Source organism: Aquimarina discodermiae (assembly GCF_040786235.1).
GTDB lineage: Bacteria > Bacteroidota > Bacteroidia > Flavobacteriales > Flavobacteriaceae > Aquimarina.
The window spans coordinates 33,534-46,121 of the sequence record NZ_JBFMKP010000018.1 but is presented as its reverse complement, the minus strand read 5'-3'; the positions used below and the strand labels follow the sequence as shown (position 1 = coordinate 46,121).

11 protein-coding genes are annotated in these 12,588 nt (G+C 33.0%); 5 read left to right on the top strand and 6 right to left on the bottom strand.

The window, feature by feature from the left end; all coding sequences use genetic code 11:
* Nucleotides 1–14: 14 nt before the first annotated feature.
* Together ABW636_RS12880 and ABW636_RS12875 are read right to left on the bottom strand one after the other, a co-directional pair.
* Nucleotides 15–143 carry a hypothetical protein gene (locus ABW636_RS12880; protein WP_367590433.1) on the bottom strand — a complete coding sequence of 43 codons (129 nt, stop codon included), beginning with the start codon at nucleotides 141–143 and terminating at the stop codon, nucleotides 15–17.
* 456 nt (nucleotides 144–599) lie between these two features.
* Nucleotides 600–1,865: a S8 family serine peptidase gene (locus ABW636_RS12875; RefSeq protein WP_367590432.1), complete on the bottom strand. Its 1,266-nt coding sequence runs from the start codon at nucleotides 1,863–1,865 to the stop codon at nucleotides 600–602.
* 343 nt (nucleotides 1,866–2,208) lie between these two features.
* On the opposite strand from ABW636_RS12875, the gene ABW636_RS12870 reads away from it, so the two are divergent.
* The 3 genes from ABW636_RS12870 to ABW636_RS12860 all read left to right on the top strand — a co-directional run bounded on the left by ABW636_RS12870 (nucleotide 2,209) and on the right by ABW636_RS12860 (nucleotide 4,832).
* On the top strand, nucleotides 2,209–2,778 hold the full coding sequence (locus ABW636_RS12870) for an RNA polymerase sigma factor (RefSeq protein WP_367590431.1): 570 nt from the start codon (nucleotides 2,209–2,211) through the stop codon (nucleotides 2,776–2,778).
* Nucleotides 2,775–3,575 carry a tetratricopeptide repeat protein gene (locus tag ABW636_RS12865; protein ID WP_367590430.1) on the top strand — a complete coding sequence of 267 codons (801 nt, stop codon included), beginning with the start codon at nucleotides 2,775–2,777 and terminating at the stop codon, nucleotides 3,573–3,575. The genes ABW636_RS12870 and ABW636_RS12865 overlap by 4 nt, the downstream gene beginning before the upstream one ends.
* A gap of 114 nt (nucleotides 3,576–3,689) precedes the next feature.
* Entirely contained in the window at nucleotides 3,690–4,832 is a 1,143-nt protein-coding gene (locus ABW636_RS12860; RefSeq protein ID WP_367590429.1) for a glycerophosphodiester phosphodiesterase, read from the top strand.
* Between the two features lie 759 nt (nucleotides 4,833–5,591).
* Here ABW636_RS12860 and ABW636_RS12855 read toward each other — a convergent pair.
* From ABW636_RS12855 to ABW636_RS12840, 4 genes are read right to left on the bottom strand one after another with little or no spacing between them, the layout of a single operon-like run.
* Nucleotides 5,592–6,245, bottom strand: coding sequence for a uracil-DNA glycosylase family protein (locus ABW636_RS12855; protein ID WP_367590428.1), 654 nt, complete (start codon nucleotides 6,243–6,245; stop codon nucleotides 5,592–5,594).
* Between the two features lie 41 nt (nucleotides 6,246–6,286).
* Complete coding sequence (locus ABW636_RS12850) at nucleotides 6,287–7,945, bottom strand: MBOAT family O-acyltransferase (RefSeq protein WP_367590427.1); 1,659 nt, start codon at nucleotides 7,943–7,945, stop codon at nucleotides 6,287–6,289.
* Nucleotides 7,938–9,218: a GDSL-type esterase/lipase family protein gene (locus ABW636_RS12845; protein WP_367590426.1), complete on the bottom strand. Its 1,281-nt coding sequence runs from the start codon at nucleotides 9,216–9,218 to the stop codon at nucleotides 7,938–7,940. Before ABW636_RS12845 ends, ABW636_RS12850 begins: the two co-directional genes overlap by 8 nt.
* A complete protein-coding gene (locus tag ABW636_RS12840) occupies nucleotides 9,211–10,728 on the bottom strand; it encodes an SGNH/GDSL hydrolase family protein (RefSeq protein ID WP_367590425.1) in 1,518 nt (505 codons plus the stop codon). Before ABW636_RS12840 ends, ABW636_RS12845 begins: the two co-directional genes overlap by 8 nt.
* Nucleotides 10,729–11,192: 464 nt before the next feature.
* On the opposite strand from ABW636_RS12840, the gene ABW636_RS12835 reads away from it, so the two are divergent.
* A complete protein-coding gene (locus ABW636_RS12835) occupies nucleotides 11,193–12,068 on the top strand; it encodes a hypothetical protein (RefSeq protein WP_367590424.1) in 876 nt (291 codons plus the stop codon).
* 189 nt (nucleotides 12,069–12,257) lie between these two features.
* Complete coding sequence (locus ABW636_RS12830; protein ID WP_367590423.1) at nucleotides 12,258–12,395, top strand: hypothetical protein; 138 nt, start codon at nucleotides 12,258–12,260, stop codon at nucleotides 12,393–12,395.
* The last annotated feature ends 193 nt before the right edge of the window (nucleotides 12,396–12,588 follow it).

The following is a 12,588-nucleotide window of genomic DNA, read 5'->3' as shown; positions in this document are numbered from 1 at the left end:
ATTTTTTTGTAATTTCACTCTAAATGAGGGTCACCATCTGCAACTTGTTTTCTCTCAGATTTTATATCACCTAAATCTTCTTTTGTAATGAGTGATTCTGCATCTATTTCAGAAAAACTAGCTACTTCAAATTGTTCTGGCACTTGGCTGCTGGTCTCATCTTTGGTACAACTTATAAAAACTGCACAACACAACACAACACAACACAACACAACACAACTAAAATTACTTTCTTCATAATTTTAATTTTTAGATTGTTAAATTTTATGTTTTATATATGTATATGTCATAACTCTTTATAATGTTACTTATTATTTATATTTATTTTAAAAACATCCATCCCCAACCCTTCCTTCAAAGGAAGGGAGCTAGTAAAGTTAACATGTTTTGAAAAGTCTCCCCTTGAGGGGAGATTTAGAGGGGTGTTCAAATTAGACCTGACACCTTAGCTTTTATAAACTTATACAAAAACACCCATCCCTTTTCCAGTGTACCATCTCGGCTGTCGCTTTCACGCCATTGTCCTCAAAGGAAGGGGGGCAAAAAAAATCTCTCCTTGAGGGGGAGATTTAGAAAGGTGTTCTGCTTTTTATCAACTATTATTTTTTGATATATGCTTGATGCTTTATGTCTTTGGTACTATTAAAAGGTTTTGCTTCTCCTTTAATTTTCGTTTCTATCAATTTCATAGGAGTTCCTTTGGTATAAAACCAAGCCGCATTAGCGGTGGCAAAAGCAGTAGCAAAAGAAGTACCTGATACTTTTTCTGCTCCCTTACCAAAATCGAACACTATATTTTCTCCGTTAGCTGCAAAATCCACACTATGTTTTCCGTAGTTAGAAAACGATGCCAAATCTGTAAAAGGTGTATTCATAGCAGCAATACTTAATACATTTGCATTGGTGTATGACGATGGGTAATGAGAAATTACATCATTATCAGATCCGGTGTTGCCCGCAGAAGCTACTATCAATATTTTACCTTTGTTTTCGGTTTCTGTGATAAATTTCTTTAACAAAAATTGAGGTTCACCACACCAACCAAAACTCATATTGATCACATTCATTCCAGGTTTTTTGGCAGCAAATCGATACCCACATAACAAATCAAAATAAGTTCCTTTACCTTCTTTATTAAATATTTTTATAGGAAGAATGCGATACGATATTCCTAAGTCTTCTAATTTTTGAGAAATCAAATCGGTTACAATGGTACCATGTCCATTATTATCGTTGGCGACATAATCCTGATTTACAAAATCCCAACCGGATATTTCCGTATCTTTTCCATCCTGACAAGAGGAACCATTGGCCAGGCTGTTATATAAAAATGGTTTATCAAACCCAATATAATCAAACTGTATTCCTGTATCCAAAATGGCAATATTTACATCTACCACACCACCCGATATCATTCCAGTCTTAAAAATTCCTGATAAGGGCGTGCCTCCATTATAAAAACTTTGGGTACCGGTAGTTGCGGTTACAAAATTATGATCGACACCCTCCAGACCTGGATCATCTGCGGCAACTGCTTTTCTTTCTTCGATATCTAAAGGGACTCCATTTTCTTCATCTGCAAACGTCCATAACTCTAGTGTTTTATCGGCACATTCGCATCGTTTTACTTTGATCACATTATATTTTGCTCTAATTTCTCGTCTTCTGTGTAACCAATCTCTTTTGTACTTCACTACCAATTGATTTTTGATAGTTTCGGTGGCACATTCTCCGTCTTTCATTTCTGATTCTTCCAAAACAGACGTTCCTGATGATTCTTCTAGCAGCGCTTCTTCTTCTTGTGTACACCCCATACACATCAATAGAAAGCAGCCTAATACGAATAATACGTTACTTTTTTTCATTGTTAATTCTTTTAAGTGGTTATTAATTGTTTCCCTCAATTAATTACAGTTTGATGGTATCTTAACTTTTAAAACACTGTAATTATTGTTTATATCAATTTGAGCTTATAATGTCACATTAAAGCCAATGTTATTTTTTTATGTAAAAACGCCGTGATTGAATTTAATAGCCTAGCTATTGAATATAATCACAAGGCATTTAGATGAAAAAATAACGAAGTGACATGTGACAGTATGAGTTTAAACTGATATTATATACCTGCGTTCCACTTTTTTAAAAATGTTACCCCTAATTTATATTTTTTTTTAGAATTGATTATTTTTACGCAAACACACAAGTCCTATGCCCACAAAAAAAGATGACTATCTTTTACAGAGCCTACTGCAAGGTGATGAAAAAGGGATTGCAGAAATTTATAAACAGGTTTTTCCTAAAGTCGTTTCCTTTATTCTTAAAAACAAAGGACAATATGAAGATGCCGAAGATATTTTTCATAAAGTCTTGATACAATTAACCACACGAACTAAGGTTCAGGATTTTAAGTTAACCACTTCTTTTGACGGTTATATTTTTGGTGCTTGCAAAAATTTATGGCGCCGAGAATTAAATAAAAAGAAAAAATGGGTAACAAAAGATGGGATTGTAGAACGTGTTGATGAAGATGAAGATCTTGCCACAGCAATATTAGATCAGGAAAGATGGGAATTATATAAAGAATGCTTCGAAAAATTATCTGAAAATTGTAAAGAAATCCTAGGCTATTTCTTTAACAAATTATCATATAAAGAAATCGTTGCAAAAACTTCCTATACTTCTGAAACCGTAGTAAGACAACGAGTTTTTAAATGTAAATCGAATCTTTCTGAACATATTAAAACAGATCGACGATTTAAATCCCTAACAGAATTATGAGTTTTAACGAACAGACATACGAAACAATAGAAGCATATCTTGATCAAGCCCTATCAGATACCGAACGAATAGCTTTTGAAGAACGTATAAAAAATGACCCTGATCTTGCCAATGAAGTAACTATTAATCGCGAAATGCGAATACAATATGGTAATTCAAATACTTTTACTACTTCGAAATACGCCCCTGAGATTGTAACTAATTTGAAGAGTCATATACAAAGTAAAGAAACGGAAGAATTATCCCGACAAATTAAAGAAGGAAAGAAACTGTATGATAAAAACTTAGCTCGTAAAAAGACAATTATTAGATATATGTATGCAACGGTAGCCGCGGTTGCACTCATCTTTTTGATAAGTACTTTCTTTATTAATCAGGATCTTTCTACAGAAGAGTTATATGCACAAAACAGTAACTGGGAAAACCTACCCTCTTTAACAGTAAAAGGAGAAAACCAGCAGAATCTTGCTAAGGGAGAAGCATTGTTTAATGCAAAAAAATATACAGAAGCAATTTCTTATTTTGAAGGTAATGAATCTAATAATCCTCATGTATTAATCTATTTAGGAATATCTCATCTAGAATCTAACAATTATCAAAAAGCACTTGCAACTTTTAATCAGTTAAAAACTAATAATACATTAGACAGTCATAAATCCTATTGGTATATATCGCTTACCTATTTAAAACAAGGACAAAAAGAAAAGGCCATAACATCTCTACAACAGCTTCGTCAAAACCAGACTAATTATCAATATGAGAAAGCAGGAGAATTATTATCTAAACTTGAAGACTAAAAAACAATCATAAACTTAACATTGTTTACGTACATCTTATCATAGGGTAACATCGGTTTCACCATACGCTAACATTGGTTTTGTTTCTTGCAGGAAACCTAAACCGTAAATAAAATGAAACCACTTAAATTCATGATGCTATCTATGATAGCACTTTTTACTATTACATCTTGTGATTTAATAGATGATCATATTGGAAATCCAAATCCAGATGAACCCAAAAAACCATTAATCATTGCACATAGAGGTGCACAATCTATTCTTCCCGAACATACTATAGAAGCTTATAAGAAATCCATAGAAATGGGAGCTGACTATATAGAACCTGATTTGGTACTCACCAAAGATGGGTATTTGGTAGTGAGACACGAACCCATGCTATCTGGAACAACTAATGTTGCAGATTTACCAGAATTTGCTCATTTAAAAACAACTAAAGAATTAGATGGAAAAATGGTAACTGATTGGTTTGCTATCGACTTTACTCTGGTACAAATAAAAAAACTAAAAGCAAGACAAGCCTATAACGGAAGATCAAAAGAGTTTGATGATAAATTCGATATCCCAACATTTACAGAAGTAATACGACTTGCAAAGAGAGCATCTTTAACAGGAGATAAAATAATTGGAATCTATCCAGAAATCAAACACCCTTTATTTCACAATGATTTTTTTGGAGCTCACAAAATGGAAGACAAGCTTCTTCATGATCTTAAAAAAGGAAGAATGAATCACAAAAATGCTCCTGTATTTGTACAGTGTTTTGAAGTAGCTCCTTTACAATATATTAATACAAAATCCTCTGTAAAATTGGTACAATTAATTTCTACCTATGATATCAAAAAAGATGGTTCCCTAGAGTATAATGTTCCAGATGGAGACTTTATTTCTTATGGTTCTCCTTTCGACTTTTATGCCAGTGGAGATTCAAGAACATATGAGTTTTTCACTACAGAAGAAGGGATGAAATTCACAGCTACCTATGCCGATGGTATTGGCCCCTGGAAACCGTTTATCATTTCTTATAAAACCGATGATTCTGGTAAACGAACTTTGTTACCTGCGACCAACTTTATTGAATTGGCTCATAAAAATAATCTACTGGTACACCCCTACACTTTTCGTAATGAAAATACACAATGGAGTGGCGGTAATCCAGAAAGCGAATACCATTTATTCTTTGATGCCGGTGTAGATGGTTTATTTACAGATTATACAAATGAGGCTGTAAACGCTCTATATACCTGGAAAAAATAATATCATAATATTTACAACTGTATAAAAGATCATCTTTTTGGATGGTCTTTTTTTAATTTAACGTAAGTCGAACATAAGAAAATTGTGTCAGTTTGAGACATCCGATAAAAATTTTATCCAGTGAATAAACTGACGTTCCAAAGCAGAGCTTTGCGCATCTTTTTTCACCAGTATAAGATTTGTTTTGCGTTAAAAAATCTTGAAGCCTTGGAAATATTTTAGCAAAATGAATCTGGTTTTCAATGAAATTGAAAAATACCTTGAAAAAAGCGCCTTTTCTTTTGGTTCGTTTTCTTTGGGCAAGCAAAGAAAATGAACAGAAAGCTAAATCAAAGGAAGTTAGATGAAATTTAACAACATATAAACCTATAAAAAACAAAGTATTACAAAATACATCAATGGTAGCGTTTTTACAGTTTAGAAAAGTATTGAAACCAAGCTACTTTCTTACAAAAACCTAATTTCGATACAATTCTCCTTCATTTTATTTCGAAAAATTACTACAATTGACTATTTTATAAATAGTTATATTTTAAGCCTTATAGCCCCTTCCCTTGAGGGAAAGCTGGGATAGGTGTTTCTTTAAAAACATCCTCCTCAATCCTCCTTCAAAGGAAGAAGTAAAGGCTACAAATACAACGAATGTCGGTTTAAACACTGGATAAACTTTTATTGGGTATCTCAATTCGACAGCTTTTATAATTTTATAAAATTATACCAAACTCACGTTATTCTCGGTAAGAGCCGTTGTAACAACATTTAAAAAAACGCTTTGTATTGCATCACCCTAAAATCCAACGTATTAAAATTTGGGTTTTTATTCTTCAACGATTTATACAAAGGCAAACTACCTATAGCCCTATTGGCTGCTCCAGAAGGAGCGGTAAGTGATACTGTCTTAACAGTTCTATTTTCTAGTGTAAATTGATGTATTCGAGGGATTTCATCTGACACTACTTCTAGTTTTTTCTGATAGGTCTTAAGGTGTTTTCTAAAAAAATATTCGGGGCCATTTTTACTATTTCCTCCGGTAAATAACAAGGTATCGATCTTAGGGTATTTATGTAGATAACCAATGATATCCCTAAGCTTGCTATTCTGCATTCCCAAATCAGAAGCATCTACTTTTTCACGTTCACAACTTTGCACAATATCGCAAACACCAATACCACGAGAAGTCAAAAATCGTATTCGCTGCTCTCTGGCTTCTTGAGTCGTTTCAAATTTTAGATTCAGTTTAAAAATTCTATCTAGCACCGGCCAAAGTAATCCATTACTACTACCGTAACAAAAATCTACATCTCTTTCATTTAGCTCACGCGTTGTAAACCGAGGAGGAGGTAACGTGCCTACAATCAGTTTTGTAGCTCCATCAGGAAAAAAAGGTTCATACGGATGAATGTGTTGAAACATATTACTATATAAAATTAAAAGCCTTAAAAAACTACAACAATTTAGAACTGAAAATAAATAAATGGCTGAAAATCTGCGGCGTAAGTTTGATAACAAATGATAGCCACTACTATCACTACCAGTGCCTTGACTACTATATTACTTTTAATAAATATTCCCTCTATCCAATCCTTTGTTTTGTAAGGCAACCAATGAGTAATATAACCTAGGAGCATCACAATAAATACCAATCGATATTCCCAAAGTACTAACAATGCATTTTGCCAGTCCATATTGGTTACTACCTGCTGATAGAAGCGATCGATATGATCCATACTATTCCCTCTAAAATAAATACGTGTAAACGTTATAAAAACAAAGGTAAATGCGATTCGCCATGCTAAAACGTACCATGCATTCGAATTTTCATAAGGGCTTATTTTTCGCCAATACTTATAAGCAACTACTCCCATCCCGTTAAGACCTCCCCATATCACAAATTTCCAGGAAGCTCCATGCCATAATCCACCTATCAACATCGTAATCATGATATTGACATTTCTATTAAAATGCCATGCAAGTCGCGGAGAAAATAATGTAATGATAAGTAATAGCCCTACTCCCGATGCTGCCAATAATGCAATCGCATAATCTGAAACGGCAAAAACACCTAAAAACGTAAATATGAGTATAAAGGTATAAGAAAAAATACTACCGTTACGGTTACCTCCTATCGGAATATATAAATAATCCTTTAACCAACTCGATAACGAGATATGCCAACGTCTCCAAAAATCACCACAATGAATCGCTTTATAAGGTGAATTAAAATTAACCGGTAACTTATACCCCATTAATAATGCTAATCCTATTGCAATGTCTGTATACCCAGAAAAATCACCATAAATCTGCAGCGAATACCCAAACATGGCCATTATATTGGTGAACCCAGAAAACATTTCGGGAACATCAAATACCCTATCCATAAAATTGGCGGCAATATAATCTGCAAACAACATTTTTTTGATCAATCCTTTTAGAATCATAAAAGATGCGCGCCCAAACTCTTCTTTAGTAATATTGATCTCTTTACGAATCTGAGGTACAAAATCAGATGCTCTAACAATAGGTCCTGCAACCAATTGAGGAAAGAAACTTACAAAAAAGCCAAAATCAATGATCGATTTTAGTGGCTTGATTTGTTTTCTATAAATATCAACACTATAACTAATCGTTTGAAAAGTGTAAAAGGAAATCCCTACCGGAAGTATAATTTTATCTACAGTAAAATAATCTGTTGCCCCCCAAGTATTTGCCCATTGAGCTAAATAGTTAACTACTTCATAATTGGTCTGAAAAAGATAATTATAGGAATCTGTAAAGAAATAAGCGTATTTAAAATAACATAAAGTACTTAGGTTAATAATAACGCTCAAAGCAACCAACGTTTTCTGAACCAAAACAGATTTACTTTTATAAATTGCCCTTCCCAAAAAGAAATCATTAATAGTACTAAACAGTAAAATACCAATAAAAAGGCCACTTGTCTTATAGTAAAACAAAAGACTGATTGCAAATAAATAGGCACTACGCAGGTCTTTTTTACTATAAAGAATAGCATAGATAAAATATATCACTGAAAAAAATATCCAGAAATTCGCCTGTGTAAAAATCAAAGGAAAATCTTCTGAAAAAGAAAATATGTCTGTAAGTCTATTCATTAATTATTTGATTCAAAATAGAATTGGAAGTCAACTGTAAGGTGTTTTCCCATGAATGTACCAAGGCTTGTAATAAAAGATCTGCCTTAATTCTATATCCCGTTACTGTAAAATGAATTCTATCTTTGGGCATTAATTTATGTTGATACCAATCCTTCGAGGAATTAAATCCTCCCATGATTTCGTAGAAATCCCATACTGCCATTTTCTGCTCTTTTGCCACTTCATAAATCACTTTTCTGGCAATCCTTGTTCTTGGATTAGGAAACTGCTTTTTATAATACGAATCATTTGGAACTGTGAGTAACACTGCACAGTCCGGATTGATTTTTTGTATTGTTTTTATAAGATTGGTATAATGTTCTTTATACGAAACGGGGTTAAAATCGGGATGATAAGCATCATTAGTTCCTATAGATACAATAAATAAATCGGGGGTATATAATGCTAATTGTTCATTAAAAAACTTACATCGTTCATAATATGAGAAACTACCTCCATTTACTCCTATAGAAGTATATTCAATTCCTTTATTATCGTTCATGAGTTCGATACCCATCATCAAAAACTCTGCATTTTCATAATCCTTTGTTTTACGTATACAAAACTCGATCTCATCTACTGTTTTGTTAAGTGTAAACTCTATAAAATGTGCTTTTTCATTTTCTTTAATTGCGGCAACCAAAGAATCTTCTTTAAAAACGATCTCATAATCTTTGCTCCAATTATCATAGAAAATTCTAACTTTATTAAAATCGTACATTTTCTTATGATAATTATTTCCGTTCGCACTTATTTTTATATGAGAAATAGAGTCTTTGAAAACAGCAGTTATCCCAGACAAGCCCCAGGCAACACTATCTTTTCTAACAGAGCATCGATACCCACTCCAATCACCATCATATTTTACCCGGTAATTACCAGGATTATTGGTTTTTGCCATTTTAAAAGGATATATAAAACCTCGTTGCCCCTTGGCTGTTGGACTCATCATTTGCAAATACGATCGTAAACGATTTGAATAAATATCTGCTTGAATGTGTGAGCCCCCTATATGAAAAATATGTAAATCTTCTTCTCCTCCTTTGGCAATAGTATCCAGTTTGCAAAACAATTGCTTGAAGGCCGGTGAATCTTCTGCCATTTTAATCACATTGGCTTTCCAATTAATAAAAGGATATTCTTTTTGGATCGTATCTAGTACATATGTTTGTGCACTAATAGTAATGGGTAAGGTAAATATGAGCAAATAAAAGAGTAGTTTTTTATGCATCGTCGTTGGTATTGTCAGGTTCTTTGAGGTCTAAGTATAGAGAAGTAAAAAATAATTCAGAGATAATTTTGGTTCCTTTCCAAGTAAAGTGCATATAATCTTTTGCAGTAAGCTTTTCGTTTACCCACAACTCCATCGCTCCTTTACCTCCCATCGCATCATACATACTCCAATAAGCAACATTATTATCCAAACAGGTTTTCATTAATTGTTGATTAAGGTAGGGTAATAATGGGTAAGTTTCCATTTTTCCATTTACAGGAAGGCACATATCTGTAGGTCCTATAAAAATAAAGTTCGTGTTTTTTGTCCTTCTGCGTATCCAATTTATCTGGCTTTTGATTCGCTTAGTATAGTTAGTAACATCTATAGAGTCTTTTAAATAAGGCATGGTATTTCCTCCATACTGTAAAATAACTATTTTAGGACGTAACTGCCTTACCATTCTGGTATAGGTAGTTGCATTAGAATTTGCAAATATGGTTCCAGAAGCCCCACGCATAGCAACATTATCTATTTGCACACCAGCGCCACTATCCAAGGTCAATCCATAAAAATCTGCACTTATCTTTCCTTCTAATTCAATCCTTAGATTTTTGGGAGTAACCGATGTTCGTATTTTATAGTGATGATATTTTCCATCGGCCAATAAAGTATCTTGTTGAACCAGGATTTCGTCATTATACACCGATATTTTTATAGGAAAATTAGCATTACCATAGTGCAAACCAATCCTATTAAAGCGTCTAAATTTTTGATAAGTATCTTTAGATTTACCAATAGTTACAGAAGCTCTAACAATAGGTAGTGTATCTATACCTATGCTATCGGGTTGTTTTTTTTGATAAGGTGTAAACCTAGAAACCGATAAATATGTTCCGTATTTTTTATGAGAAAATTTCTTTTTGGTAGGATCAAAAAATGCATATCGTTGCCAGTTATCACTTGGTTCTATGATTGCACTAATTTGACGATACACCGGTAGTATTGGTAAAAACCCTGGCCCATTACCACCATACATATGTTGTAATCGATTACGTAAGTATGCAGTAATTCGATCTCCTTCTATCTGAGAATCGCCATAATGAATAATTCTACAAGAGCGCGAAGATAGTTTTTCTCTTAGTTCATTGGCAAAATTAGGATTACTTTCTGGATATTGAATCCTTACTATCTTGGTCGTATCTATTTTAGAAAAATCTGGTAATTGTTTGATTTTTTTATCTTCTTCCGTTTTCTTGATATCGGTCTCAGGAGTCGTTTCGATATCTACCGGAGTAACAATTTGGGTAACCTCTAACACATCTTCTCGAGTAAGTACCGAATCTTTCTCTAATTCTAAAAAAGTATGATACGTAGGGTACTTTATTGACAAACCCTCATACGAAAATCCATCGTCTTGAACTTGTTCTTTCTGAACCCCACCTTTTTCACTTAGAAACATGAGTCCAAACAATCCTCCTAATACAAAAAGGATAAACAATGCTATTTGGATAGGTTTAATTTTCAATATATTGGGGAGTGTGTTTTACTTTTTTAGTAAAAATAACAAGATTTTGGAAACTACAAAGTGCTTTGATCAATAGTTATTAAAAGGAACATCAAACAGGCTTTCAATTTTAGTGAATTTATGGTCATAGATTAATAGAAAACATTCACCAAATGCTAAAGTATCCTCTATCACATAATCGCCTTATAAATATCATATTAAACAACAACATTAATTTTTCTATGAGTAGTAAACACTGCTATGAGGCCGCATTATAATTATTCATTGAACCAAGATCATATGATTACCCCAATTGGGAAATCTAAGAAATCTATGTGTCCCATAAAGTTAAAAACATAGTTCCAATTTCAAGTCATTAACAATACTTTAACAAACATTAACAATCGGATTACAAGAATCGTTGGGTTTTAACCGTTCCCTTATCACAAACAAACACAAACAATACTAATTTTAAAGCTTTAATTATGAAGAATAGAGCGATTACTTTTATCAGCTTTCTATGTATACCATGTATACTTACTGTAAGTTGTACCAGCGATACTGACAATGTTACGAACAATGACACTCCAATCGAAGAAGTAACAACCTCTAAACAATATGACCAAGTTGAATCCGCCAGTCGTGAAATATATACTGTTATAGAACGTTTTTTTAATACAGAATCTGGAATTTTTGGAATCGCAGGATTACAAAATAAAAATAGTAATTGTCCTAAACTTACTACCGAAAATGATGGTAGAAGCATGACTATTTCGATTGATTATGGCGATGGTTGTGAGACTCCAGATGGCAATAGAACTGCTGGAAAAATTATTCTTGCTTTCAATATCGAACCAGATGGGGATAATAAAGACACTACAGAAATAAGCTATACTGTAGAAAATATTCTTTACGACAACGTCTCAATAAATGGTAGTGCGAGACGGTCATTTACGTATAATTCTGAAATAGGAAATGCTAAATATATAGCAACATCTGAATTTGAATTTGATTGGGGAGATGGTGTAACTGCAACTTCTAAATCAAATCGTGTGAAAGAAATTTTTAGAGAAGAAAACCAAGGCATTGTTGAAGAAGATCCTTATGGTTATGGTTTCGATTTTTATGCACTTACTACTGGCAGTAGTTCTACCTCTTTTAACAATGAAGACACTTATTCTTCAGAAATCACAACACCACTAAGATATGAAAGTTTCTGTGGCTATACAGTAAAAGGAGTAATGTCTACTTTTATAAACAAAAAAATTGTTACTCTTGATTATGGTGATGGCACCTGTGATAATAAAGCCATCCAAACCGATTCTGATGGAAATGAAACTACCATAGAACTAAGCTGGTAAACACCAGAATAATACTATGCTAACTAACCGTTTTAAGTTGATCTTAAAACGGTTTTTTTATGTGTATTTTTAAAAAACTTAAAAAGCTTTAACAAAGGGTTAATAGCAAACAGGAACTACAATGTTTAAGTTTGTCCCCAAACCCCACAACAAATTATTTATAAACTTTTCATTTTTAATGATTTGATTATGAAAAATAAACTTATTGTTTTCTTGGGTGTTCTTATTGCTGTTCCTCTTTTTTCTGGTTGTGGTAATGATGATAATATGGGTAAAACCGCTTTACCTATAGAAGGTCAGCATCATCTGCCAAGTATAAAGATGTAAAGCAAGCCTCTCGTGAAATTATAGTAGAATATAAGATGAAAGAAAGTTCTGATGTCAAGTTTATGTAAAAAGTAAAAATCGCTTTTGTGTTTTCAGAGGTGATTTTTTTATTGCAATAGTTACAATAAGTACTTGTAAAATTTAACAAGCAGTTAGCATAATTTAGCTTTTGTATTAATTAATTTCGCCTCCT